A 22,952-nucleotide genomic window follows, 5' to 3' on the forward strand; every position below is an offset into this window, starting at 1 on the left:
CGGAAGGGAGTCCGCCATGATCCGCATCGCAATCGTGCTCGGGAGCACCCGCCCCGGACGCCTCGGAAAGCCGGTCGCCGACTGGGTCAAGTCACGGGCGTCAGAGCGCGGCGATGCCACCTTTGACGTCCTCGACGTCGCCGATTTCGACCTGCCGCTGCTTGACGAGCCGCTGCCGCCATCCCTGGGCCGGTACAGCCTCGGGCACACCAAGGCCTGGTCCGAGGCTGTCGACGGATTCGATGGCTACATCTTCGTCACCGGCGAGTACAACCACTCGATCCCCGGGGCGCTGAAGAACGCCCTGGACTACCTCTACAAGGAGTGGAACAACAAGGCCGCCGGGTTTGTCAGCTATGGAAGCAGCGGCGGGATCCGCGCCGTCGAGCACTTCCGCGGAGTTGCCGCAGAACTGCAGATGGCAGACGTCCGGGCGCAGGTCGCCCTGCCTTTGGCCACGGAATTCGTGCACTACCGCGCCTTCGTCCCGACTGATTCCGCGGAGCAGAAACTGCAGATCCTGTTTGACCAAGTGGTTGCGTGGGCCGGCGCCCTGAAGACCTTACGCCCGGACCACGCCCACCGGACAGACGACGCCAGCGCCGCCTAGGCCGGGGTTTCCGTTCTCCGCCGCCGTCGACGGGCAGGAGGTGCGTCCCCGGCGTGTGGCGCCGGGGCATAGGGGCCGGGCGGGGGCTCCCTCGGGCCTTGGACTGAATCCGGAACGAGCACATGGACCGTGCCGCCGCCGGGTTCCCGCGTGACGCGGCCGGTTTCCCGCGTCAGGCCAACCGCTTCCCGCGTAGCGCCGACTGTCCCGCGGGAGCCTCCGGACGCTTCCCCAGTGGCGCCGCCCGCGACGCTTCGGAGATAGTCGAGGGCTCCCTCTTCAGTAAATCCGTACTCCCGCACGAGCGTCCGCATCGCCAGGCCGGCCAGCGCCCGGGAGAGTTGGGCCGAGGAGAGATCGGCACCGCTTCCGGACCTCAGGGCCAACTGCTGGACCAGAAGCAGTGCGCGGGACACGTGCCGGGCCAGTCGAGCCGCTGCCGTGATGTCTGCGCTGGTGAACAGATGCGGCCACGGCGCATACAGATTCACGGAAGCCTGGAAGACCGTTTCGGGGACCAGCGGCACAGACAGGACCGACCGGACACCGAAAGCCGCGGCGGCGCTGGCGTACCCGGGCCATCGGCGCTCGAGGGAAGTGTCGCCCACGGAGACAAATTCACCGCCGCGGACAGCCGTGCGGGCCGGGCCGTCGTCGAAGGAGCGCTGCGCCTCGTCCGCGGCCCGCGCCGGTGCGCTGCCGGCCGCAAGGGTGAGGGCCTCCCCGGACCCGAGCAGCGTGATGGCCCAGCTGACCCCGCGGGCGGGACCGCCGATGTCGTGGACGAACTCACCCACGGCGGCGCTGAGGAAGGCACCGATATCCGGGTCGTTGAAGTGCAGCTCCCAGAAGGAGGCATGCCGATCCGGCCGGCCCTCTCCTGCAGTTCCTTGGGTCATGTTCCACGCTCGAGATCAAAGCACGCAGCTCACTGCTGAACCGATGAAAACAGCATACGTCCGGGCGGAAACCGCGGCAGCACTCATCTTTCCGGTAACGCTGCGGCGCCCGCGGAGCCTGGCTCAACCCCCGCAGTTCCGCAGCGGCCCAGGGAAGTTCCAACGAACCGCCCTGGACCGCCCGCCCCGGCTCCAACACCAGTCGCGGAGGACCCGTCCGCCGTGGCAAACCTATTAATACCCGCGTTCGCCCGGTCCCAAAAGAGACCTTTGGCCCCTGCCGCCCGGTGTGGCGCGTCCACCCATTTCAGACCTCAATTCACCCTGTCATTTCACCCCCGGCGGATGAGGCCCCGCGACCGCGCCAGGGCACAGGATGGAAATGCTCTCCGGTGCTCGGATGCTCGGGGGCCAGCCCAGCTGGAGAGGAACTTCCAATGTCCAGACCGCATGCAATCCTCGTCGGAACAATCGCGCTTGGCGCCGCCGTCGCACTGCTCACGGGCTGCAGCCCCGCAAACCCGCCGGCTGGCACGTCCAGCCCCACTTCGGCCGTGTCGAGCCCGCCCGCGAGTGTCTCGCAGCTCTGCGCCGCCGTGGATGCCCATGCCGCGGCCCTGGCAAATTTCAAGAACACGCTGAAGCCTGACGCCACGGTCGATCAGGTCCGCGCGGCCCAAGAGCAAGTCGCGAAGACCTACGAGGATCTCGAAAAGGAGACCGCGAACCTCGCGCAACAACGGGCCGATGCCGTCAAGGCCGCCGAGGCCAAGTTCCATGCTGCCGTCGCGGCCGTACCTGACAACGCCACCTTGACCCAGGCAGCCGATTCCCTCCGGGACGAAGCCTCCAACGTCGAGGCCGCGATCCGCGACGTCCGCGCTGAAGTCAAGTGCTAGGGCCCTAGTCCAGACCCCATGTGCCGGCGCGCTGGCCTGTCCCGGTCCGGCGCCGATTCACCGGGTTTATGAAGGCCGGTCCGCGGCCCTCAGCTCGCGGGGACCGGCGGGGTAGCCGCCGCGCCGGCTGGCCAGGATGATCACGAGGGCCGCCGCCGTCGGGACCGCCGCGGCCAGCGGCACGAACTGGGCACCGGCGGTGGTCAGGGCCAGGGCGCCGTACCCGGCGCCGACGGCGATGCCCAGCTGAATCGTCACCACCGTCAGGCCATTGGCCGCGTCTTTGTGGTCCCCACCGGCCCGGAGGATCGCTGCCTGGTTGTAGATGCCGATGGCCCCGAATGCGGCTCCCCACAGCGTCACCAGCGCGAGTTCGCCCGCCCAGGTGCCGCCCAGCACGGGCAACAGGCCGAATGCGCCGACGAGCAGGGCAACCGCGCACAGCAGGGAGCGCCGCGGACGGGAATCCGCCGTCAGACCCGCGATCCAGATGCCCACCAGGCTGGCGACCCCCACCACGGACAGGGAAATTCCCGTGAAGGCACCCGGCAGGCCAACGCTTTGGAGGAACGGGGCGATGTAGGTGAACAGCGTGAAGTGTCCCAGGAGCAGCAGCGGCCAGGCGGTGGCCACGGCAACCACGCCCGGCAACTTGAGGGCTCCGCGCAGCGAGGGCGTGACATTGCCGCCGCTCTCCGGAGCGGCCGGAAGCAACCACACGGCAAGCAACGCGAGGATAGCCCCGACCCCTGCCAGGACAAGGAAGGAGTCACGCCAGGTCAGCACTGTGCCCATTGCCGTGCCGATCGGGGCACCGACGGCCAGGGCGATGCTGTTGCCGCTGAAGACGATGGCCATTGCCTTGCCGACCGAGTGCGCCGGAACGATCCGCGCCACATACGGGGCCATGCTTGACCACAGCATCCCGTGGGCCACGCCGCCGAGAAGCCGCGCGGCAATGGCCAGGCCCAGGACCGGGCTGCAGGCCAGCAACACGTTGCTGACGGCGAACGTGAGCACGGTAGCGATCAGCAGGGTTTTGCGGGGAACCCGGCCGCCAAGCAGCCTGGACAGGGGAAGCGCGGTGAACACGATGACGGCGGCGTAGGCGGCCGTCAGGGAGCCCACGGCTGATTCCTCCACGCCCAGGTCGCGGCTGATCTGCGGGAGCAAACCGGACGGCAGGAGCTCGGTGGTGACGGCGGTGAAGCCCGCCGCGGCGAGGATCAGGAGGGCTCCCCGCGGGAACTTCGGCGACTGCGGCGATGCGGACTGCGTCGATACGGTCGGCGGCGATGCGGTCTGTACCGCTGCGGACTGCGTCGATGCGGCAGCCGGTGTCTCGGCGATGGAAGGATCTGGCGTCAAGGGGGCGTCCTCATCATTCGTGTCCGGGTGGGTTCGGCCGGTACGGCGGCGGGCTTAGGACAGGGGCGGTTCGCGGCCGTCAGGCCTGGTCGGTGGGCATGATCCACAGCTCGGCGACAGAGGCGTGGCGTGGCCTGGTGACCATATAGGCGACGCCGTCGGCGATGTCCCCGGGCGCGAGCACTTCGGTCTGTTCATAGAAGGGGTCGATCATTTCGCCCCGGATATCGGGGGTGTTGTGGGAACCGAGCTCGGTGTCGACGCCGCCGGGTTCCAGGACGCCGACGCGCACGTGCCGCTGGGTGACTTCCTGACGGAGGGCTTCGGTGAATCCGTTGACGCCGAACTTGGTGAGGTTGTAAACACCGTAGCCGTTCCAGGCCACGCGGCCGGCAATCGAGCTGATGTTTACGATATCGGCGACTCGGCGCGGGCTGTCCCCGGCGGCCTTGAGCAGGTGCGGCAGGGCGGCGTGCGTGGTGTGGAGCAGGCCCTGGACGTTGATGGCGATCATTCGGTCCCACTCTTTGGGGTCAGCGTCAACCACCGGGCCAAGCAGCATCAGCCCGGCGTTGTTGACCAGGATGTCCAGTTGTCCGAAGCGTTCAACAGTCTGCTCGACGGCGGACTGCGCCTGGGCACGGTCGGTGATGTCGGCCTCGATGACCAGTGCGGTGCCGCCAACCGTTGCGATCTCGGCGGCGAGGGTTTCCAGGCGGGCGCGGCGGCGGGCCACGAGCGCCACAGAGGCGCCGAGGCCGGCAAGCTGGCGGGCAGTGGCCGCGCCGATGCCGCTGCTCGCCCCGGTAACGAGGGCGACGGTCCCGTTCAGTGGTGGTGTCATGAGTGTTTTTTCCTCAAAACGATGGGCCGGTATGGGCCGGGGTAAGTCCTCGGCGTCCGGCTGAGCTGTGATGGCGGAGTTAGTGGTGGCGGACTTAGTGGTTGCTGACTTGGTGGTGGGGTTTGATGGACGACGGCGGGACCTCCCGCCGTCGTCCGTTTGCGTTACGTCAGGCGTCGTCGTGGGCGAGGTTGCTGGAGAGTTCGCGATGGGCGTTTGCCTGGTCCCGGAGTTCCTTGGCCCGGGTCTCGAAGACTCCGACGGCGTCGGAGCCGGCGGCAAAGCGCAGCGGCGGCTCGTCCAGTTCGGCCAGGTGGATCAGGGCGTCGGCGAGCTTGGCCGGGTCCCCGCCCTGCTGTCCGTCCATGCTTTGCCAGGCCGCGACGGTCTGTTCCGTGCGCTCGGCGTAGTCCTCGATTGTGGATTCGGCGTAGCGCGTGGATTCCGGTGTGAGCAGTTCGGTGCGGAAGAACCCCGGCTCCACGATCATGGTGCGGATCCCGAACGGGGCGACTTCGGGGGCCACGGACTCCGCCCAGCCCTCKACGCCGAACTTCGACGCGGCATAGGCGGACAGGAACTCCCCTCCTGCGATGCCGGCGGTCGAGGAGATCGTGACCACCAGCCCCGAGCGCTGGGCCCGCAGGACCGGCAGGGCGGCGCGGGTGACGTTCATGGGCCCGAACATGGTGGTTTCGATCTGTGACCGGAAGTCCTCCGGAGTGATTTCCTCGAAGAACCCGGCGTAGAAATTGCCGGCGTTGTTGACGAGGACGTCAATCCGGCCGAACCGGTCGACGGCGGCCTGCACGGCCGCTTCCGCCGCCGAAGGGTCGGTGACGTCGAGTTGCACAGCGAGCAGGTTCTCGTTCTCGCCCACGGCCTGGGCGACCTTCTCCGGGTTGCGGCCGGTGGCGACCACCGCGTGGCCGGCGGCCAGGGCCGCCTTCGCAATGTCAGTCCCCATGCCGCGGCCGGCGCCGGTGATGAACCAGACCTTCTTCCCTTGCATGGAGTCGTGCTGGTCGGCGTCGTGCTGTTCCGAGTCGTGCCGTTCAGATTCGTGCTGTTCAGTCATGTGTTGGTTCTGTCTTTCCTGGGTTACGTGTTCCCGGTCGCGCGTGGGGGCGCATCCCCGGGACTGTGGATCCGCCGGCAGGGCCGCCGGCGGTCGTGGTTTCGGGAGGCGATGCCGCCCAGCTGGCGAGGAACGCCAGCGCGTTTTCGGACGCAGAGCCGGGCTCCGCGGTGAAGGTGAACAGGGTCTGTCCCTCGTCACCGGGAAGGTAGAGCGTCTCGTACTGCAGGGACAGGTCGCCCGCGACGGGGTGGTGGAAGCGTTTGGTCCCTGCGGTGTGGATGCGTACGTCATGCCCGGCCCACAGCGCGGAGAACAGGCCGCTGCGGGTGGTCAGCTCCCCGACCAGCTCGTTCAGCGCCCTGTCGTGCGGGTTCCGTCCGGCTTCGGAACGAAGCATCGCCACCGTGGTGGCCGCGATCGCCCGCCAATCCGGGTAGAGGTCTGCCGCGCCCGGATCGAGGAAAAGGTAGCGCGCCTGGTTCGGCAGCCGCCCCGGCGTATCGAGCCCAGGCTGTGTGGCGAAGCTGAACACGGGCGCGTACAGCGCGCGGCCCAGCAGGTTGGCTGCCAGCACGTCCGAACGGCCGTTCTGCACGAGCGCGACCACTGCGGTCATGCCGTCCAACAGACGCAGCACCCCGGGACGGACCCGCTGCTGCGGCGGCCGCCCCGGCACCCGACGCGACGGCATTTTGGCCGTCCTCGCCAGATCAATCAGGTGCGCCCGCTCGGCCTCGTCCAGCTGAAGGGCAGAGGAGACAGCCTCGAGCACCGAGTCTGAGACGCCGCGCAAGCTGCCGCGTTCAAGCCGGGTGTAGTAGTCCGTGCTCACCCCGGCGAGCTGCGCCACTTCCTCACGGCGCAGGCCCGGCACACGGCGCAGCTCCCGGTAAGTGGGTATCCCGGCCTGCTCAGGGCTGATCTTCGCGCGCCGCGAGATCAGGAACTCTCGAATTTCGACTTTTCCGTCCACACCCATCACGCTACGCAGGCAAAGACGCCGGTGGCAGTGTCTATCAGACACCCCCAAACCACGTGAATTCTCGCCCGCCGGCTGCCGCGGACAGGGCAGTTAGGGCACAGGTTTCCCTGCTCACTGACAAGCATCAGGAGTAAAATGTGGGCGTCGGCAGGGTTCCTGCGACTCCCGCCGAGTGGCCGGTTTTCCACCCGAAGAGCCGGTTTTCTGCGTGAAAGGGAAGGCCATGACTACCGCTTCACACCCAGCCCAGCACCACGCGATGGGGCTGACGCTTCACAACACCACCCTGGCAATTGGCGGGGTTTTCCTTCTGGTTGGAATTCTCGGGTTCATTCCGGGCATCACTACAAATTACGTGGCAATGGGCTTCGCAGGACCCGAGTCAGGGGCATTGCTGCTTGGCGTGTTCCAGGTGTCCGTGCTCCACAACATCGTCCATATGCTGTTCGGCGTGGCAGGAATTCTGATGGCCCGCACAGATCGGTTGGCCCGGGTTTTCCTGCTCGGTGGCGGCATCGTGTACCTCGTGCTCTGGATCTACGGCCTGATAATCGGCATGAACACCAGCGCCAATTTTGTCCCGTTTAACTCTGCCGACAACTGGCTCCATCTTTTGCTCGGTGCCGCCATGATCGGCCTGGGCGTCTGGCTCGGCCGGGACGTCAAAGCCGAGGCGGGGGCAAGCACCTCCTAGCGTCTACCCCCGGTTCGTAGAGCGGACGCCGTCGGCTGCGCCGGCGGCGCCGCCATGTCCTGTGTCAGCGGCATTGCCAGTTCCTGCGCCCGGCCAGCAGGCTGACGGCTCCACGCGTCGTTACCTTGTGACTGCGACCTGCGCCTTCACTAATGCATAGTGGACAGTGCAATCGATGGTCTCCAGTTGTACTCCATCGGTTCCTGTCCTCGAACAGCGGCGGCAGGGCAGGAACGAGATGGGGATCCATGGTTACCGAAGAGCCCGCTGGCCGGCCTTCCATCCCGGGAGCCCCCGGGATTGCCGGGCGTCTCTCCCGGTTGTTGAGCTTTGGGCTCTTTACAGTGGCCGCGGCCTATTCGGCCGGTCTTGCCTTCCGCTCCAGTGGGGATTTCRGCCCGCTGGTGGACGGATTCCTTGACCTGCTTACAGTCTGGGTGCCCGCCGTCCGCGCCCTCAATCATCGATTCCGGCCTGCCGGACCAAGTCGGCGCCATGGCTGCGGAACGCGGACTCTCACCCTCCGTTCTCGTACTGGAGATCACCGAGGACGTCCTGGTGGGTGACCGCGACCGGGCCTGCGAGGTGCTGACGGCGCTGCGCGGCATGGGTGTCCGGATCGCCGTCGACGATTTCGGCAAGGGATACAGCTCGCTGTCCTACCTGCGCGAACTGCCCATCGACGAGCTCAAACTCGACAAGTCCTTCATCCTGTCCATGACCGATGACTCCCGCGCCACGGCCCTGGTGGTTTCGACGATCGATCTGGCCCACAGCCTGGGGCTGGACATGACGGCCGAAGGCGTGGAGAACGAGGACGCCTTCCGTGCCCTCAGCGACTACGGCTGCGACGTGGCGCAAGGCTTCTTCATGTCCAGGCCGGTCCCCGCCGCAGAACTGGACGCCTGGCTCGCGGTCCGCCGCCATCACCCGCCCCGGACGGGCCTGTTTTCGATTCTCTACCCCGGCTCGTCGGCCATGTAGGCACGCCCTCACCCCGACCGGCTGGAGCGCCGAAGGCTCCCGCCTCGGGATCCGTAGTCACCCGTGCTCAGTCTCAGGCGGCGTGGAGCTCTGCTTCCGCCCGCTTCCGGCTGCGGGTGGGCATCGCGGCGACGATCAGGGCCGCAACCGCCACGGCTGCGCTCAGGATCAGGCCGGGCCGGTACTGTTCCAGCATGGCCGCCGCATTGGCGCCGCCGTCGGACGCACCGCCGTGACCGCTGACCATGGCTGTGGTGACGGCGAGAACCAGGGCTGCCCCCACCTGGGTGCTGGTCTGGATCAGGCCGGCCGCCAGGCCCTGTTCAGAGTTCCGGATGCCCGCGGTGGCCTGGACGTTGATGGACGGGAAGGCCAGGGCAAAGCCGACGCCCAGCAGCAGAACGGAGGGCAGAATGTCCGTCACGTAGTTCGGCGAGGTGCCCACCCGCAGGAACAGCACGTAGCCGAGCGCCAGCGAGGCCAATCCGGTCAGGATCAGCCGCGGGGCGCCAAACTTGTCGATGAGCCGGTCCGCGAAAGGCGCGCTCGAAGCCACCAGCAGGCCCGTGGGAAGCAGCGCGAGGGCCATGCCAAGGGGGCTCCATCCCAGCACGGACTGCAGGTAGAGCGTGAGGATGAACTGGAAGCTCAGGTATGAGCCGAAAAGCCCGACGGCGCTGAGGTTCGCCCGCGCCACCCAGCCTTCCCTGAGGATGCTGAACCTGATCAAGGGGTGCCTGACTCGGTTCTCGATTACCGCGAAGGCTGCCAGCACCACTGCAGAGGCCACGAATCCGGCGATAGTTGCCACAGATCCCCAGCCGTTTCCGGGTGCCGAAACGAGCGTGTAGACGAGCCCCAGCATGCCTGCCGCGAGTGTCACGGCACCCCATACGTCGTGCCCGCTGTCCTGTTCTTTGCCTGCGGCGCCGTCCCGGGGGATGTACTTGAGGCCCAGAAGCACGACGGCGACTGCCACCGGCACGGAGACCAGGAAGGTCCAGCGCCAGCTCATGGCCGTCATGAGGCCTCCGACGACCAGGCCGAGTGAGAAGCCGCTTGCGCCGAAGGTGGTGAAGATGGAGACGGCGCGGTTTCGTTCGCGCCCTTCGGCGAAGTTGGTGGTGATGATGGAGAAGCCGGCGGGAGCTGTGAACGCGGCGGCCAGCCCCTTGACGAACCGGGTGGCGATCAGCAGGGCCGGGTCATCCACCAGGCCGCCGAGCAGGGACGCGGCGGCGAAGACGCTCAGTGCAATCAGGAAAATGCGCCGCCGGCCGAGGAGGTCCGCCATTCGGCCGCCCAGCAGGAGCAGGCTTCCGTAACCGAGCACATAGGCGGAGACGATCCACTGGAGGGATTCGGTTCCCAGGTGGAGTTCGGTGCCGATCGAGGGCAGGGCCACGCCGACCATGGAAACGTCCAGCGCGTCGAGCGCCAGCACGGTGCACAGGACCATGAGAAGCATCCACTGCGCACGGGTCCAGCGGACCGGGTCAAGCCGTTCGCCGGCGGATCTTTCGAGGGTGGAAGTTGAGGTCATGACACCAACTTATATGACGCGTCATTGAATGACAAGGAATATTATGACGTGGACTTTTAATGCGTCATCAACTAGAATCGCAGCATGGCAACAGCGCAGGACCGACAGCTGGTTGAGCAGTGGCGCAACATCCAGAGCACCTACTTCCGAACCGCCGGTGCGATCGACCGTGCCCTGGAAGCGCGGTTCAGCATCGGCCTGACGGAGTTTGAAATCCTGGATCTCGTGGCCGAAAGCGCGGATGCCGCGTGCCGGATGAAGCAGCTTGGCGAGCGGACGCCCATGACCCAAAGCGCTATGTCCAAGGTGGTGGACCGGCTCGACAAGGCCGGACTCATTTCCCGCCACTCCTGCGCAGATGATCGCCGCTCACTCTTCCTGGAACTCACCGACGCCGGCCGCGCACTCCACCGGGAAGCCGCCATCGAACACCGCGCCCTGCTCAAGGAAAACCTGGCCTGACCGTTGCGGCGTCGCTTCAGGCAGCGCCACAATCAGACGGGCGCCGACGCGGCGAGGGCCGCGGCCTTCCCGATCCTCATTCCTGCGCGAGGGCTTGTTCCCAGGCCGCTTGATTCCGTACGACGTATTGAGCCGCGGCACGCCAGTGATCGCCGTGTCCGTTGGCATACGTGTCGGCCCATGGCTGGAACCCGGTCTCGTTCGAGTCCTTCAGGAGACTGAACATCGCTTCGGTCCGTCTCGCCATGGCGGCCGGCAGCGCCTTGCACAGTGCGTCGTCAGCTTCGTAACCGTCAACCACGGCACGCAATCTCAAGGCCGCGTCGTCCACCGACTGCCCTTCAAACAGCAGGCCGAACGACTGCGCGGCGTACGCCAGGTCCCACAGTCGCGTACTGGGGCCGGCACCATCCCAATCGATGAATACCCAGCGCTCTCCCATGATGAGGTTCCACGGGGCGAGGTCGTTATGGCACATCAGGTTCGGATTCTCTGCCGGCAGCAGCATCTTTGCGTCGCCCGGATTCGGGATCACCACTGATTCGCTGGCATCGTGGATTTGCCGAATCATCCGGCCGACCCGCAGCAAATCCGCCTGCCCGAGCGGCAGCCGGTCCATCGCCAGTGCGCCTTCAACGTATTCGACCACGCATCGGCCGCCTTCATCCCGGCCCAGGGGCTGTGGAACATCCACCCCGGCGGACCGGAGGGCACCTAGATAGCCCTGCACGGCGGAGGAGTTTTCCAACCACGGCTTTCGGACGGTGCCGCCAATGCGCACAACACTTTCCGACGCATTGCCACCTGTCAGTTCCTGCTCGTCGTCGGCCATCCCATCACGCTACTGGGTGCGCAGCCGGGAGGCGACCGCGAAAATCCAGGCCATGAAAGCGATAAGGATGACCCGTTGCACCAGGCCCTTCCAGTCGAACAGCACGCCCCCGGGCTGCTGGCTGAACTTGAGCACGCCAATTCCGAGGGTCAGGATGATGCCGGCGGCCAGGGTCCACGCGGCCAGTGAGCGCCAGGGCCGGTCGCTGCGGAAGCGCCGGTAGAAAACGAAGCAACTTACGGGCGCGAGCGTGAAGAAGATCGCCCCGAAAATTCCATGCACCACACCATGCGCACTGGCCTGGTCGAACATCGCCGACGGATCGGTGGCGAACAGTCCGGACACCATCAGGCTGACCCCCATGCACTGCACAAGCACCGGCCCGGCCCGGGAAGCCGCCCCGGTAGTGCAGTGCACCGCGAGCCCGCGACCGAAGACAACCATCAAGGCGCCGGTCAGCACGAAGTTGAGCATCTGGACCCAGCCGTAGGGGCCAAGGGACAGCTCGCTGACGAACATGCTCGTCGGGGAGTAACCCGGGCACAGCCACCCGTAGACGGTGAAAACGGTGACAAAAAGGACTGGGCACACCATGCCCGCCACGGCGGCCAGTTCCACGCGCCGACGTCCAGCGGCAGCGCGGCCGGGGACAGAACTCGAAGTCACAAACTGAAGCCTAGTGCGTCAAAGCCTCGTCGCCCGGTTGCGATCTACACTGTCTGGATGGAGGCCACGGTCAGCGGAGTGCCTGTGCATTACGCCGATTACGGCAGCGGCATACCGGTTCTCGCTCTGCACGGCGCCGGTGTGGATCATCGCGAGATCGCGGGCGCCCTTGAACCGATCTTCGCCAACGTTTCCGGCTTCAGGCGCCTCTATCCGGACCTGCCGGGGATGGGCCGCACCCCGGCGCCCGGGACGATCGCGAGCAATGATGACGTCCTGGACCTTCTGCTCGGCCTGATCGACGCGACCATCGGGGATGAACCGATGCTCGTCTTGGGCCATTCGTACGGCGGGTACCTTGCCCGTGCGGTTGCCAATCTTAGACCTGAGCAGGTTGTTGGGCTGGCACTAATCTGCCCGGTTGGCGCGCATACCCGGCGCGTGCCTGAGCATGAGGTCCTTGTTTCGTCGGCCGGTCTGGCTGTCGGGCTGGGCCCGGAGCCCGAGGCTTCCTACCGCAGCTACTTCGTTGTGCAGACACCTGAAACGCTAGGCCGGTTCCAGGAGTTTGTGGCCCCGGCAGCGTCACTGGTTGACGAGCCGGGCCTGATGCGAATCTTTTCGCAGTGGGAATTGCGGGACCGCCCGGAGTCTGCGAAGACGTATCCTCATCCCGTGTTGATTCTGGCGGGGCGACAGGATGCCACGGCCGGGTTCACAGGTCCGTGGGAGTTGATCGAGCAGTACCCCCGCGCCACCTTTGCTGTGCTCGATCGTGCCGGCCACGCCCTGCTGCACGAGCAACCCACCCTCACGCACGGCCTGGTGGTCGAATGGCTCGCCCGGGTGCGTGAGCACTCCACGACATGACGCAGCCGTCCTTCCAAGGACCGTTCACCCCGACGGCGGCGTGAACTGGCTCGCCGTAAACTCCGCTCCCTGGGGATCCCGGATCAGTGCCGTGCGCGTCCACGCGGTGTCGCCTTGACTTAGGACTTGGGCGCCGAGCCGCTGCGCATCAGCCGCCGTCCGGTCCCGGTCGGCAACCGTGAACGAGACGTTCCAGCGCGGCAGTTTGTCGGGGGCGGTGGTCGCGATCCAGGCGATCGCATCCTCGAAGCCAGGTGGGGCGGCTACCCCTGACTGCCTCGCCCTGATGCCCGGATCGACTGTCGCCTCAAGGTGATCACCATAACCGGGCCTGCGGATCATCATCGCAAAGCCGAGGTCGTCGACCTGCCAGCCGAACGCGTCCTCGTAGAACGCAATGGCTGCGCTGGGGTTCGGCGTGTGAAGGTCGCTGAAATTCCAGGCGCCAGGCTGATTGGCCACTTGTGCCCCCAAGCGTCGCCTGGCCTGCCAGATGCGGAACTCGGCTCCCTCCGGATCGGCCAGCGCCGCGCTGCGTCCGCCTTCTCCCGCATCCGCGGGCGCCGATCGCAGCGTTGCGCCGGCGTCAACCATCCGCTGGACCGCGGCATCAGCGTCATCGACGGATACGTAGGTGCTCCATGCCGCCGGGCCCGCCTGGGTGCTGGCCATCCCGGCGACGTCCTGCCCGTCGAGTTTTGCAATCAAGTAACGGCCCGGCGCTCCCGCCGGCATCGCGTCTCCGAACGTCCAGCCGAAGATTCCGGCGTAGAACTCGGCGGCCGCCTCGAGGTCGGGCTGCTCGGTGTCGATCCAACACGGGACGCCCTGCGGGTAGGTTCGTTGGGTCATCTCTCGCTCCCGTCCATGGAGACAGCCTAGCGAGCCGGGATCCGGCCGGGTACCCCGTCCTTGGCATACCGGTTGCCTGGGGGTTGGCTTGTGGCAGCTGTTTCTTTGGGCGCGAATCCGCGGCACGATGGAGGGGAAAGGCGCACGTTCTCCCTTTCCACCTGAGGGGTTGGCGATTCTTGTGGGTGACATGGAGGAATCCATCCAGGGCCGCGGCGAGGTGCCGGCGTGGAAGAGCTGAGACTCATCCGCGGGCGCGGCTTCGCGGCCTGGGAAGTGGGTCCGGTGTCGGTCGGGCTGGGTCTGGCCGCCCACCTTCTCTCCGGTGGCGGCGCCCCTCCGGTCCCGGTTCTGGTAGCCCTGATGGCGCTGTTGAGCATGTGCGCTTCATTGGCCGCCCGGGCGAGGCTCCCCGGCTGGTTGCTTGTGGTCCTCTGCGGCCTGGTCCAGCAGGTGTTGCACCTGGCGTTCGACCAGTTCACCGGGACGTTTTCCGGGACGTTACCGCCCGGGCATCACGCAACGGCAGCGTGGCAGCCGGGGCAGTTGACTGCCGTGCTTTCGGGCGTGCCGGGGCACGGGCACGGGCAGGAACTGATGCTGGACACCCACGTCGCCGCCGCCCTGCTGACCGCGCTCCTCGTTGCTAAGACGGACACGTCTGTTTCGAGGGCGTTGGCCCTGCTGCACCGCGCGGGCGCGGAGATGCCGCCGGCTGCGCCCCGGAACAGACGCTAGGCCGCCCAGCAACCCCTGCCCTCCAAGGAAAGTCCTGTCCTCCAAGGGTGGCGTCCTGTGCTCCTAGGCAGACGTCCCGGACAAGCGCAGCCTGTCCGGGACGTCTGTTGCCTGGCTATCGGTGGCTGCCAGGCCGGTGTGTTGCTTGCCTTGTTACTTGGCGGTTGTTTTGCCCTTGGCGGTGCGGGTGCGGGCCAGTGCGGTGACGCCGGCGGCGAGTCCGGCCAGGCCTGCGGCGAGTCCGATCCAGCCAGCGATGGAGCCGCTGTTATCGGTGGTGCTCGCCGCCGTGGCCGGAGCGGCGGCCGGGGCCGGGGACGCTGCCGGTTCCGCCACGGCCGCGGGGGACGCCGTGGCCGGGGCTGCGCCGTGGGCGGGTTCGGTGTCTGCGGCGGTGGTGACGAAGGAGGGTGCGGGGTGTTCGGGTTCGGGCTGGCCCTCGAGGGCTTTTTGGTCCCAGGCCACGACGGTGCCGTCGGTGTAGGTCTGGGTGGCGGGCAGGGTCACGGTGGTGCCGGCCTCGGGCAGGACGCCCACGGAGAGGGAGAAGGCCTGGTATTCGTTCGGGCCAATCTGGTGGGCGGCGTCGGCGGTCCAGACCACCGTTCGGGGGGCCTTGGTGACGGTCGCCCCGGCGACGGTGACCGGTGTGGGCAGCTCGGCGGTGGTGATCACCGCGGTCCAGCCCTCGACCGGTTTCACCGAGACCGAGGTCAGCGGGGTCTCGGTGGGCAGGGTGACTTCGAGTTTGCTGGTCTTGGCCGTCGCGGATTCGTTCGGAACGTTGAAGGTCAGGTGACTGTAGCCGCCGGCGGCCGGGTCATCGGAGTCGACATGGACGTGCGCGGACGCGGCCGCGGCGCCGGCGGCGAGCAGCCCGGCGGTCAATGTGGCGGCAGCGGCGCCCGTGAGGGTACGGCGGAGGGAGGATTTCATGGCAAGAGGGCCTTTCACAAAAAATAACGGGTCATAGGGGCCGGCCGGCACGGATGCCGGCCCGGCGGTAAGCAGCGGTGGCCGCCCGCGCTCCCCGGTCCGTGTGTGAAAGGAAAGGGCGGTCTCAGGCGGCGGGCACCGGTGCGGGCGGTCCGCGCCGGGTCGGCAGGCGCCGGCCCGCCCTGTCCAGGGGAAGAATCAGATGCACCGTGCAGGGACCCGGGACCCGGGCCGGCACGATCGTGACGGGCGCCGGCAGGTCCACCAGGGGGCGCAGCCAGGACGCCAGCGCGGACAGAGCCCGCTCGCCGCGGGCCAGCAGCAGTGAAGTCAGAAGGGTCGCGACCGCGTGCGCGGCCACCATCGCCGCGTCCATCCCCGCACCGGGGCCGGCCATGGCCGCATCAAAGGACGTATCAAAGGACGCGTCAAGGGAACCGGGAGCCATCGCCTGGCCCGCCAGTCCGGGGGCCAGGCCCGAGACCGCATGGGCATGGCCGGACATTCCCGCCGGAATCCTCACGGGCACTGCAGCGGAGAGGGCGTCGAAGGACCAGTGCAACCACAGCTGCCCCACGCCGAGCAGCCCGGCCAAAACGGGGAAGGACAACCGGAACCGGGTCAGCACCGCCACCGGCACCAGCGCCACCGCACACACCGCCGCCAGGATCCCCGGCCCCGGAAGCTGGCCCCCGCCGGCCAGGTGCCCGCCGGCCGCCAGCGCCACAATCACAGAACCGATCAACCCGGTACGGAACAACCGGAACGGAGCACGCGTCATCGGGAGCGGTCCTTTCCGGAATCCAGGGGCAGACGGGGATGCGCTACAAATTCTACGGGCCGGCCGGCGTCGGGGCACCCGCGCAGGGCATTCATGACTCTGGACCGTCGGCGTCGTTCACGGACAGCCGGCGGTGGACGTGGAGCGCTGTCCCGGCAAGTCCCGCGGCCAGCACGGCACCGCCGGCGGCCAGTCCCCACAGCGGCGCCCCCGTTCCCCCGGGCGGCTGCGCGGGCGCCGGCTTTGCCTGGACGGACAAGGCAGCCGGCTGTCCCGCACCGGCGGTGAAGGAAAAGGTCCCCTCGATCGGATGGGAGTCCGCTGACACGATCCGCCACGCCACCGTGTAGTGGCCGGCCGGTGCGCCGGCCTTGACGGGCTGGGTGACGTGATTGTCGACGACGGCGACCGGGCCGTCAGATTGGTTCGTGCCCGCCTCGTCCCGGATCAGGATCTGCGAGCCCAAGGCGATCGGGGTGTGCAGGAACGTCAGTCGGATGGTTGGCGGAACCGATGCGACGGTGGCTCCGGCGGCCGGCTCGGTGGCTTCGAGCACGTCGTGGGCCGCTGCCGGTGAAGCGGGCGCGAGAACCGTCCCGAGGGCGGCCACGAGCGCCGCAGCGGCAGCAGACCGCATGAATGCACTTACGAAGCCGGCGTCCACGCCAACCACCCCCTGCCCTCGACGACGTCCCTGCCCCAAGGTGGAACCAATGATGCCGGGCGACACCTTCCGGCCGAACACCCGGCACCGGTGGCCGACCACAGAGTATCCCCGCGCACCCGCAGTAAACCTTGAACCGCCTCGACGTGAATCTGGACGCCACCGGGGGCCGGTGACGTCCAGATCTCGGGGCGGCATCCCGCCGTCGGCAATGCCGCGCCGGCAATCAGCCCTGGCGGGCCTTCATCCGCGGGTTTTTCTTGTTGATGACGAAGGTGCGCCCACGGCGGCGGACGATCTGGGCTCCCGGGATTTTCTTGAGTGCCCGCAGCGAGTTCCTGACTTTCATGGGTGGCTCCTTGGTGGTGTTTGGTGTGGGTGGAATCGGCGGAAGGGGGCCTGGAAGCACGATTGTGTGAGTCCATCCGATGGCCGCAATTCTACATGAGAATCATTCTCAATTACAAGGAAACGGATGCGCTGACTTCGGGAGACCATGAACTCCCCCTGGACCCGGGATCGCCGCTTCAGCACTGTCAGCCGGTTGCCGCCCTCCCGGCGGCGGGCCGGATACAGTGGTGCCATGAATCTGGGGGACCTGGCCGCCGAGCCGCTGGTACACATCAAAGACTTCCGGATGGACTTCGGGGACACGACGGTCATCAAAGACCTCTCCTTCGATGTCCGGGCCGGGGAAACATTCGGATTCCTGGGCAGCAACGGATCCGGGAAAACCACCACCCTCCGGGCGCTGCTGGGCATCTACCAGCCCACCGCCGGGACCCTGCACATCGGCGGCAAACCCTTCACCCCCCAGGACGGGGCCCGGCTGGGATATCTGCCTGAGGAACGCGGCCTGTACAAGAAAGAGTCCGTCCTGGACGTGATGGTCTACTTCGGCCGCCTCAAAGGCCTGGATAAAACCCACGCAAAAACCTGGTCCCGGGACTACCTCGAACGGGTCGGCCTCGCCGAGAAGGCCACCACACGGCTGGACAAGCTCTCCGGCGGCCAGCAGCAAAAAATCCAGCTCGGCGTGACCATCATGAACGACCCCGAACTGCTGATCCTGGACGAGCCGACCAAGGGCTTCGACCCGGTCAACCGGCGCCTGCTGATGGACATCATCGAGGAACAAAAACTCGCCGGCGCGACCGTCATCATGGTCACCCACCAGATGGAAGAAGTCGAACGGCTCTGCGACCGGGTGATCCTGCTCAAAGACGGGACCGCCCGCGCCTACGGCACCGTCGCGGAAGTCCAGGAACAGTTCGGCGGAACCGTCTACCGGCTCTCCTACGCCGGGGTACTGCCGCCCTCGGCCCTGTATGACGTCGTCATCGACGCCGGCGGCGCTGCCGAACTCTCCCCCCGCCCGGGCGCTGACGAGGCGGCAGTATTGCGCGAGCTCGTCGGCAACGGCGTTGCCGTCCGGTCCTTCACCACCGCGAGGACATCCCTGGACGAGGTCTTCATCAAGGTCTACGGCGAGTCCCACGACATGGCGGAGGCCTGAACCCCATGACCCAGCACACCTCAACACAGCCCACCGCTCCCGCGCCGGTATCGCCCCCGCCGCCGGCACCGGCGGGCCGCCCGTTCGCCCGGCACAACCTCGGCACGGTGGTCGGGTTCGAATTCACCCGCACCGTCAAAAAACGCCGCTTCTGGATCGCCACCCTGGCGATTCCCGTGCTGATGGCGATCGTGTTCGGCCTGGTCTACCTCAGCAACTCCTCCTCCGCGGCCAGCGAGGACGCCCAGAAGACCGCGGCCATGTCCTTCACCTACACCGATGACTCCGGGCTGATCTCGGATGGCATCGCGACGGCCATGGGCGGGCGGAAAGCGGCCGACCCGCAGCAGGCCCTGCAGGACGTGAAAACGGGCAGGACGGATGCGTACTTCGCCTACCCCGCCGAGCCGGCCACGCAGCCGGTGAAGGTCTACGGGACAGACCAGGGGGTCTTCGAAAACGGCAAGTACGACGCCGTCGCCAAGCATCTCCTCACCGCCTCAGCCCAGGCTGAAGTCGGCTCCCCGCAGCTGACCGCCGCGGCCAGCGGCGACGTGAAGACAGAATCCCAGACGTTCAAGGACGGCCAGCCGAGTGGGGGCTTCGGCTCCGCCGTGCCGCCGCTGATGTTCCTGCTGATCTTCTACGTTTCCATCATTCTGCTCTCCAACCAGATGCTCAACAGCACCCTGGAGGAGAAGGAGAACCGGGTCACCGAAATGATCCTCACCACCTTGAATCCGACCACGCTGATCATCGGCAAGGTCATCGCCCTGTTCATGGTCGGCCTCGTCCAGATCCTGGTCTTCCTCACCCCCATCGCCGTCGGCTACGCCTTCTTCCGCGACAAACTCGCCATCCCCGACCTCGACCTCTCGAACCTGAGCTTCGAGCCAGGAACAATGCTCGTCGGTGCGCTTCTGCTGCTGGGCGGCTTCATCGTCTTTACCGGGGTCCTGGTGGCGATCGGCGCGATCATGCCCACAGCAAAAGACGCCGGCACCATCTTCGGGCCTCTGATGGGGCTGATCTTCGTCCCGTTCTACGCGATCAGCCTGATCATTTCCGACCCCCGCGCACCCATCGTCCAGATCTTCACCTATTTCCCGCTCTCGGCCCCGGTGACGGCCCTGCTCCGCAACGGATTCGGCACCCTCAGCCCCGTAGAGGCAACCATCATCATCGCCGAACTCTTCATCACCGGGTTCCTCATCCTCCGACTGGCTGTCCACCTCTTCCGCTACGGGTCCATCCAGTACTCGAGCAAGCTCTCCATCGCCGGAACCTTCCGCAAGAAGAACGACCCGGCCGGAAATTAACTCCGCCTGCCAGGGTCCCCGACTCCAGGCCCCAAAGCCGCAGGACCACCCGATCGAACATGGGAGGATCGGCCTATGGAAAACACCCCCGAAGTCCTCCGTTACGCGGCCTTTTCCACGACGCCGGACGGCGGCAATCCTGCCGGCCTGGTCCTGGATGCCCGGCACCTGGACGACGCCGGGATGCTGGCGGTGGCGGCCGCCGTCGGGTACGCCGAAACAGCCTTCGTGACGGAGCCGGACGTCGACGGCGACCCGCGCCGGAGCCGGGTCCGGTACTTCTCGCCCATCGCCGAGGTGCCCTTCTGCGGTCACGCCACGATTGCGCTGGCCATTGCGCTGAGCGCCCGCGACGGGGCAGGAACCTTCACCTTCGACACCCCGGTGGGCCCCGTCCGCATCGAGACAGCGGGCGACGGCGCCGACCTCACCGCGTCCTTCACCGCCGTCGAACCACAACTGGCGGAGTTCGACGGCGACATCCTGGCGGAGCTCCTGGGATTGCTCGGCGTCCGTCGGGGCGACCTCGATCCGGCCTATCCGCCGCGGATCGCGTATTCGGGGAACTGGCATCCGGTGCTGGTCCTCGCCGACCGCAACCTTTTCGACTCCTTTGGCTTCGATCCGGCGGCCCTTCGCCGGCTCATGGACGCCCAGGGCTGGGCCGCAACGGTGGCCGTCCTGTACCCGATTGCCAGGGGCGAATTCGAAGCCCGGAACCTGTTCCCCGTCGGTGCCATCACGGAGGACCCCGCAACCGGCGCCGGCGCGGCGGCGGTCGGCGCCTACCTGCGCATCGTGGGCCTCGCAGTGCCCCCGTCGCGGGTGCTCATCCGCCAGGGACGGCACGTGGGCCGGCCGGGCCTGCTCACCGTGGACATTCCGGCCGCCGGCGGAGTAGTGGTCAGCGGCCGGGCGGTCCAGATCCCCGCCGCGGGCCACAGCTGATCGGACGCGCGGCCGCGGAAAGTGGCAGCCGGGGCGTCAGTGCGGGTTGGCGAGGCGCTCTCTGGCGTGATGGCGTCCGGGGCCGACGGGCACGAGCTCGGTGGCCCGGGCGAGACCTTCGGTGGGCATCGAGACGTACATGCTTTCGGCCCGGCTGACCTGGAATGTCTCATGCCAGATGCCGACGGCCTTGGGGGCTTTTCGTGCCTGGCGGTTGAAGGCCGTCCAGGCCGGCCGGTGCTCGGATTCGGGCGCACTGGCGTAGGCATACAGCTTCTCCACCGACTCCCAGTACTGCACGATCACCGGCCCGCCGGCACCGAGGGCGAATCGACAACCCAGGAGGCCTGAGCCCGGCTCCTTGAAGAGTTCGTTCAGCATCCGCGGCATCGCCAGGAAGGCCGGCAGCCACAGGTCCGGTCGCCAGGGGCTGTTGATGCGCATGCCGATCAGGAACACCACCAGATCCCCGGAATGGCGGTGCGTGAAACGTCCAGCATTAATGCGTGCCATACTTTTCTCCTAACTAGATACCGCTACTCCCCAATATTGGCGAGTACTACTATCTAAGTCAAGGAGTATCTTTGCGCATCTCACAGCTGGCCGCGGCCACGGACGTCCCGGTGGCCACCATCAAGTACTACCTTCGGGAGAATCTGCTTCACGACGGCGTGCTGACTTCCGCGACGCAGGCACGCTACGACGGCTCCCATGTGCGGCGGCTGAAGCTCATCCGGGCCCTCATTGGCACTGCCGGGCTCAGCGTCAGCGCCACCCGCGAGGTGTTGCTGGGCCTGGAGAACCCGCCGGAGTCCGGCCACGACCTGCTCGGAATCGCGCACCATGCGGTCGCCAGGACCGCTCCGGACGACGTCGACCTCTCCGCCGCGCAGCAGCTCCTGGACCGCTGGGGCTGGGGCGCGGAGGCGTGCGACCGCGATGCCCAGGCCGCCCTGGTGCGGGCCCTGCAGGGGCTCTCAGACGCGGGGTTTGACGCGCCCGCGGTGCTCCTGGACCGGTACGCCGCGGCAATGCGGGACATTGCAGAGGCCGACGTCGAAAGTGTTCCGACGGATTCGCCGGAGGCCGCGATGCGGCACGTGGTGCTCGGGACCCTTCTGATGGAACCCGTGCTTCTGGCCATGCGCCGGCTTGCCCAGCAAAGCGCATCCTCCCAGCGCTTTGGCGTGGCGGGATCCGCCGGGCGGTCCGGCGCGGAATAGCCGCGTCAGCCGGCTGTGGCCGCGCCGAGCGTGACGTCCATGCTTTGCTCCTGGCCGTCGCGGACAAAGGTGACCTTTACCGTGGCCCCGGCGGCCTGTTCCCGCGTCGCCGCCGTCAGCTCGGAAGCATCGCTCACGCTGCGGACGCCCAGCCCGGTGATCACGTCGCCGGCCTTCAGGCCGGCCTTGTCCGCGGCGGAGCCGGGGGTGACCGCTGCCGCCTCCGCTCCGGCCGTGAACTCCGAAGCGGTTCCCGAGGCCTTATCCCGGACCGAGACCCCCAGCTGGCCGTGCGTGGCCGTGCCCGTGCCGATGATTTCCTGGGCGACGCGTTTCGCGTCGTTGATCGGGATGGAGAATCCGACGCCGATGTTCCCTGACTGGGATGCGGAGGAGGACGTGGACCCGGCCGAGGCGATGGCCACGTTGACTCCGATGACGTCTCCGTTCGCGTTCACCAGTGGGCCGCCGGAGTTCCCCGGATTGATGGCCGCATCTGTTTGGATGACGTTAATGCTGATGGTGCCCTGCGCGGCGGCGGAGGCCCCGTTCTGCAAGGCGGAGGTGGCCGAGGACGAGGTGTCGATGGTGCGGTTCGCTGCCGAAACGATGCCGTCGGTGACCGTTCCGCTCAATCCCAGGGGCGCTCCGATGGCAATCGCGGTGTCTCCGACTTTGACGCTACCGGAGTCGCCAAGGGTCGCGGCCACCAGACCGGGGGCAGTGATCTGGACGATGGCCAGGTCCGAGAGCGGATCTGTTCCGACGACCGTCCCCGGGTAGACGCTGCCGTCGCTGGTCCGAACCTCGATGGCCGCGTTCGCGGCCTGTCCGTCCAGGGTGACCACATGCGTGTTGGTCAGAATATGTCCGGCGGCATCCAGGATGATGCCCGATCCGGTACCGCCCGACGTGCCGGAGCTGGCGCCGATGGTGACCACACTGGGTGAGGCCTTCTGCGCGGCGGCTGTCACCGCGCTGACGCTGTCCGGGTTGTTGATGATCACCGGCGTGTATTGGGTCGTTGCCGTACCGGATGCCGACGCTGCCGTGTTCCACATCGACGTCGCCCCGGCCGCCACGCCCCCGCCGAGGCCGCCCGCAGCCACCAGGCAGGCAACATAGAGCCCTGCGCCGACGCGTTTCCGGGTCTTCAGGCGTGCACGGGTTCCGGGGTTTTCGCTGTGCGTGGGAAGTTCATGCTCGTTCATGGGTCATCCTGATCTCGTCGTGGTTGCCTG

Annotated in this window: 26 protein-coding genes; 11 read left to right on the forward strand and 15 right to left on the reverse strand. The window is 67.3% G+C overall.

The window, feature by feature from the left end; translation table 11 throughout:
* The first annotated feature begins 16 nt into the window (after window positions 1-16).
* Window positions 17-610, forward strand: a complete 594-nt coding sequence (locus AC1DEY_RS13605) for an NADPH-dependent FMN reductase (RefSeq protein ID WP_476868385.1) — start codon at window positions 17-19, stop codon at window positions 608-610.
* Here the strand turns inward: AC1DEY_RS13605 and AC1DEY_RS13610 are convergent.
* Complete coding sequence (locus AC1DEY_RS13610) at window positions 607-1,509, reverse strand: GAF domain-containing protein (RefSeq protein ID WP_476868386.1); 903 nt, start codon at window positions 1,507-1,509, stop codon at window positions 607-609. The two genes, AC1DEY_RS13605 and AC1DEY_RS13610, sit on opposite strands and share 4 nt — an antisense overlap.
* Before the next feature lie 437 nt (window positions 1,510-1,946).
* Here AC1DEY_RS13610 and AC1DEY_RS13615 point away from each other — a divergent pair, with 437 nt between their 5' ends.
* Window positions 1,947-2,408, forward strand: coding sequence for a hypothetical protein (locus AC1DEY_RS13615; RefSeq protein WP_476868387.1), 462 nt, complete (start codon window positions 1,947-1,949; stop codon window positions 2,406-2,408).
* 66 nt (window positions 2,409-2,474) lie between these two features.
* Here the strand turns inward: AC1DEY_RS13615 and AC1DEY_RS13620 are convergent, their stop codons facing one another.
* The 4 genes from AC1DEY_RS13620 to AC1DEY_RS13635 form a co-directional block, all read right to left on the reverse strand.
* Window positions 2,475-3,638, reverse strand: coding sequence for an MFS transporter (locus AC1DEY_RS13620; RefSeq protein ID WP_476868445.1), 1,164 nt, complete (start codon window positions 3,636-3,638; stop codon window positions 2,475-2,477).
* Window positions 3,639-3,855: 217 nt separating this feature from the next.
* Window positions 3,856-4,620: an SDR family NAD(P)-dependent oxidoreductase gene (locus tag AC1DEY_RS13625; protein ID WP_476868388.1), complete on the reverse strand. Its 765-nt coding sequence runs from the start codon at window positions 4,618-4,620 to the stop codon at window positions 3,856-3,858.
* A 169-nt stretch (window positions 4,621-4,789) separates the two neighbouring features.
* Window positions 4,790-5,698 carry an SDR family oxidoreductase gene (locus tag AC1DEY_RS13630; protein ID WP_476868389.1) on the reverse strand — a complete coding sequence of 303 codons (909 nt, stop codon included), beginning with the start codon at window positions 5,696-5,698 and terminating at the stop codon, window positions 4,790-4,792.
* Window positions 5,691-6,674, reverse strand: coding sequence for a helix-turn-helix transcriptional regulator (locus AC1DEY_RS13635; protein WP_476868390.1), 984 nt, complete (start codon window positions 6,672-6,674; stop codon window positions 5,691-5,693). The genes AC1DEY_RS13630 and AC1DEY_RS13635 overlap by 8 nt, the downstream gene beginning before the upstream one ends.
* Before the next feature lie 232 nt (window positions 6,675-6,906).
* Between AC1DEY_RS13635 and AC1DEY_RS13640 the strand changes: the two genes are divergently transcribed.
* Window positions 6,907-7,377: a DUF4383 domain-containing protein gene (locus AC1DEY_RS13640; protein WP_441408343.1), complete on the forward strand. Its 471-nt coding sequence runs from the start codon at window positions 6,907-6,909 to the stop codon at window positions 7,375-7,377.
* A 384-nt stretch (window positions 7,378-7,761) separates the two neighbouring features.
* A complete protein-coding gene (locus tag AC1DEY_RS13645) occupies window positions 7,762-8,361 on the forward strand; it encodes an EAL domain-containing protein (protein WP_476868391.1) in 600 nt (199 codons plus the stop codon).
* A gap of 73 nt (window positions 8,362-8,434) precedes the next feature.
* Here the strand turns inward: AC1DEY_RS13645 and AC1DEY_RS13650 are convergent, their stop codons facing one another.
* Window positions 8,435-9,904 (reverse strand): MFS transporter, encoded by a 1,470-nt coding sequence (locus AC1DEY_RS13650; protein WP_476868392.1) that lies wholly within the window; start codon window positions 9,902-9,904, stop codon window positions 8,435-8,437.
* Between the two features lie 84 nt (window positions 9,905-9,988).
* On the opposite strand from AC1DEY_RS13650, the gene AC1DEY_RS13655 reads away from it, so the two are divergent.
* Window positions 9,989-10,366: a MarR family winged helix-turn-helix transcriptional regulator gene (locus AC1DEY_RS13655; protein ID WP_441408346.1), complete on the forward strand. Its 378-nt coding sequence runs from the start codon at window positions 9,989-9,991 to the stop codon at window positions 10,364-10,366.
* Between the two features lie 76 nt (window positions 10,367-10,442).
* On the opposite strand, the gene AC1DEY_RS13660 is transcribed toward AC1DEY_RS13655, so the two are convergent.
* Both AC1DEY_RS13660 and AC1DEY_RS13665 read right to left on the reverse strand, forming a co-directional pair.
* Window positions 10,443-11,198: a phosphotransferase gene (locus tag AC1DEY_RS13660; RefSeq protein ID WP_476868393.1), complete on the reverse strand. Its 756-nt coding sequence runs from the start codon at window positions 11,196-11,198 to the stop codon at window positions 10,443-10,445.
* A 9-nt stretch (window positions 11,199-11,207) separates the two neighbouring features.
* Complete coding sequence (locus AC1DEY_RS13665) at window positions 11,208-11,864, reverse strand: DUF998 domain-containing protein (RefSeq protein ID WP_476868394.1); 657 nt, start codon at window positions 11,862-11,864, stop codon at window positions 11,208-11,210.
* A gap of 57 nt (window positions 11,865-11,921) precedes the next feature.
* On the opposite strand from AC1DEY_RS13665, the gene AC1DEY_RS13670 reads away from it, so the two are divergent.
* Window positions 11,922-12,734, forward strand: a complete 813-nt coding sequence (locus tag AC1DEY_RS13670; RefSeq protein ID WP_476868395.1) for an alpha/beta fold hydrolase — start codon at window positions 11,922-11,924, stop codon at window positions 12,732-12,734.
* 24 nt (window positions 12,735-12,758) lie between these two features.
* On the opposite strand, the gene AC1DEY_RS13675 is transcribed toward AC1DEY_RS13670, so the two are convergent.
* Window positions 12,759-13,586, reverse strand: a complete 828-nt coding sequence (locus AC1DEY_RS13675) for a VOC family protein (RefSeq protein WP_476868396.1) — start codon at window positions 13,584-13,586, stop codon at window positions 12,759-12,761.
* 228 nt (window positions 13,587-13,814) lie between these two features.
* Between AC1DEY_RS13675 and AC1DEY_RS13680 the strand changes: the two genes are divergently transcribed.
* Complete coding sequence (locus AC1DEY_RS13680) at window positions 13,815-14,324, forward strand: hypothetical protein (protein ID WP_476868397.1); 510 nt, start codon at window positions 13,815-13,817, stop codon at window positions 14,322-14,324.
* A gap of 153 nt (window positions 14,325-14,477) precedes the next feature.
* Here AC1DEY_RS13680 and AC1DEY_RS13685 read toward each other — a convergent pair whose 3' ends face one another.
* The 4 genes from AC1DEY_RS13685 to ykgO all read right to left on the reverse strand — a co-directional run bounded on the left by AC1DEY_RS13685 (window position 14,478) and on the right by ykgO (window position 17,054).
* Entirely contained in the window at window positions 14,478-15,260 is a 783-nt protein-coding gene (locus tag AC1DEY_RS13685) for a YcnI family copper-binding membrane protein (protein WP_476868398.1), read from the reverse strand.
* Between the two features lie 124 nt (window positions 15,261-15,384).
* Window positions 15,385-16,041: a hypothetical protein gene (locus tag AC1DEY_RS13690; RefSeq protein WP_476868399.1), complete on the reverse strand. Its 657-nt coding sequence runs from the start codon at window positions 16,039-16,041 to the stop codon at window positions 15,385-15,387.
* A 91-nt stretch (window positions 16,042-16,132) separates the two neighbouring features.
* Window positions 16,133-16,678: a copper resistance CopC family protein gene (locus AC1DEY_RS13695; RefSeq protein ID WP_476868400.1), complete on the reverse strand. Its 546-nt coding sequence runs from the start codon at window positions 16,676-16,678 to the stop codon at window positions 16,133-16,135.
* Window positions 16,679-16,931: 253 nt separating this feature from the next.
* Window positions 16,932-17,054 carry a type B 50S ribosomal protein L36 gene (gene ykgO, locus AC1DEY_RS13700; protein WP_011693081.1) on the reverse strand — a complete coding sequence of 41 codons (123 nt, stop codon included), beginning with the start codon at window positions 17,052-17,054 and terminating at the stop codon, window positions 16,932-16,934.
* A gap of 234 nt (window positions 17,055-17,288) precedes the next feature.
* On the opposite strand from ykgO, the gene AC1DEY_RS13705 reads away from it, so the two are divergent.
* The 3 genes from AC1DEY_RS13705 to AC1DEY_RS13715 all read left to right on the forward strand — a co-directional run bounded on the left by AC1DEY_RS13705 (window position 17,289) and on the right by AC1DEY_RS13715 (window position 20,488).
* Complete coding sequence (locus tag AC1DEY_RS13705) at window positions 17,289-18,221, forward strand: ABC transporter ATP-binding protein (protein WP_476868401.1); 933 nt, start codon at window positions 17,289-17,291, stop codon at window positions 18,219-18,221.
* Between the two features lie 5 nt (window positions 18,222-18,226).
* Window positions 18,227-19,540, forward strand: coding sequence for an ABC transporter permease (locus AC1DEY_RS13710; RefSeq protein WP_476868402.1), 1,314 nt, complete (start codon window positions 18,227-18,229; stop codon window positions 19,538-19,540).
* Window positions 19,541-19,615: 75 nt separating this feature from the next.
* Window positions 19,616-20,488, forward strand: a complete 873-nt coding sequence (locus AC1DEY_RS13715) for a PhzF family phenazine biosynthesis protein (protein WP_476868403.1) — start codon at window positions 19,616-19,618, stop codon at window positions 20,486-20,488.
* Between the two features lie 36 nt (window positions 20,489-20,524).
* Here AC1DEY_RS13715 and AC1DEY_RS13720 read toward each other — a convergent pair whose 3' ends face one another.
* A complete protein-coding gene (locus AC1DEY_RS13720) occupies window positions 20,525-21,001 on the reverse strand; it encodes a DUF4188 domain-containing protein (RefSeq protein ID WP_476868404.1) in 477 nt (158 codons plus the stop codon).
* Window positions 21,002-21,072: 71 nt separating this feature from the next.
* On the opposite strand from AC1DEY_RS13720, the gene AC1DEY_RS13725 reads away from it, so the two are divergent.
* Window positions 21,073-21,711, forward strand: coding sequence for a MerR family transcriptional regulator (locus tag AC1DEY_RS13725; RefSeq protein ID WP_476868405.1), 639 nt, complete (start codon window positions 21,073-21,075; stop codon window positions 21,709-21,711).
* A 5-nt stretch (window positions 21,712-21,716) separates the two neighbouring features.
* Here the strand turns inward: AC1DEY_RS13725 and AC1DEY_RS13730 are convergent, their stop codons facing one another.
* The gene (locus tag AC1DEY_RS13730; RefSeq protein ID WP_476868406.1) at window positions 21,717-22,922 is read right to left on the reverse strand and encodes a S1C family serine protease; all 1,206 of its coding nucleotides are present in this window, start codon (window positions 22,920-22,922) and stop codon (window positions 21,717-21,719) included.
* Window positions 22,923-22,952 lie beyond the last annotated feature (30 nt).

This window comes from Arthrobacter sp. 05T47 (genome assembly GCF_056395825.1).

Bases quoted from the DNA above. Each gene is read 5' to 3' on its own strand.
- AC1DEY_RS13660 (WP_476868393.1), bottom strand. From the start codon at position 11,198: ATGGCCGACGACGAGCAGGAACTGACAGGTGGCAATGCGTCGGAAAGT.
- AC1DEY_RS13695 (WP_476868400.1), bottom strand. From the start codon at position 16,678: ATGCGGTCTGCTGCCGCTGCGGCGCTCGTGGCCGCCCTCGGGACGGTT.
- AC1DEY_RS13605 (WP_476868385.1), top strand. From the start codon at position 17: ATGATCCGCATCGCAATCGTGCTCGGGAGCACCCGCCCCGGACGCCTC.
- AC1DEY_RS13685 (WP_476868398.1), bottom strand. From the start codon at position 15,260: ATGAAATCCTCCCTCCGCCGTACCCTCACGGGCGCCGCTGCCGCCACA.
- AC1DEY_RS13705 (WP_476868401.1), top strand. From the start codon at position 17,289: ATGAATCTGGGGGACCTGGCCGCCGAGCCGCTGGTACACATCAAAGAC.
- ykgO (WP_011693081.1), bottom strand. From the start codon at position 17,054: ATGAAAGTCAGGAACTCGCTGCGGGCACTCAAGAAAATCCCGGGAGCC.
- AC1DEY_RS13730 (WP_476868406.1), bottom strand. From the start codon at position 22,922: ATGAACGAGCATGAACTTCCCACGCACAGCGAAAACCCCGGAACCCGT.
- AC1DEY_RS13720 (WP_476868404.1), bottom strand. From the start codon at position 21,001: ATGGCACGCATTAATGCTGGACGTTTCACGCACCGCCATTCCGGGGAT.
- AC1DEY_RS13655 (WP_441408346.1), top strand. From the start codon at position 9,989: ATGGCAACAGCGCAGGACCGACAGCTGGTTGAGCAGTGGCGCAACATC.
- AC1DEY_RS13690 (WP_476868399.1), bottom strand. From the start codon at position 16,041: ATGACGCGTGCTCCGTTCCGGTTGTTCCGTACCGGGTTGATCGGTTCT.
- AC1DEY_RS13610 (WP_476868386.1), bottom strand. From the start codon at position 1,509: ATGACCCAAGGAACTGCAGGAGAGGGCCGGCCGGATCGGCATGCCTCC.
- AC1DEY_RS13615 (WP_476868387.1), top strand. From the start codon at position 1,947: ATGTCCAGACCGCATGCAATCCTCGTCGGAACAATCGCGCTTGGCGCC.
- AC1DEY_RS13710 (WP_476868402.1), top strand. From the start codon at position 18,227: ATGACCCAGCACACCTCAACACAGCCCACCGCTCCCGCGCCGGTATCG.
- AC1DEY_RS13650 (WP_476868392.1), bottom strand. From the start codon at position 9,904: ATGACCTCAACTTCCACCCTCGAAAGATCCGCCGGCGAACGGCTTGAC.
- AC1DEY_RS13625 (WP_476868388.1), bottom strand. From the start codon at position 4,620: ATGACACCACCACTGAACGGGACCGTCGCCCTCGTTACCGGGGCGAGC.
- AC1DEY_RS13640 (WP_441408343.1), top strand. From the start codon at position 6,907: ATGACTACCGCTTCACACCCAGCCCAGCACCACGCGATGGGGCTGACG.
- AC1DEY_RS13670 (WP_476868395.1), top strand. From the start codon at position 11,922: ATGGAGGCCACGGTCAGCGGAGTGCCTGTGCATTACGCCGATTACGGC.
- AC1DEY_RS13675 (WP_476868396.1), bottom strand. From the start codon at position 13,586: ATGACCCAACGAACCTACCCGCAGGGCGTCCCGTGTTGGATCGACACC.
- AC1DEY_RS13715 (WP_476868403.1), top strand. From the start codon at position 19,616: ATGGAAAACACCCCCGAAGTCCTCCGTTACGCGGCCTTTTCCACGACG.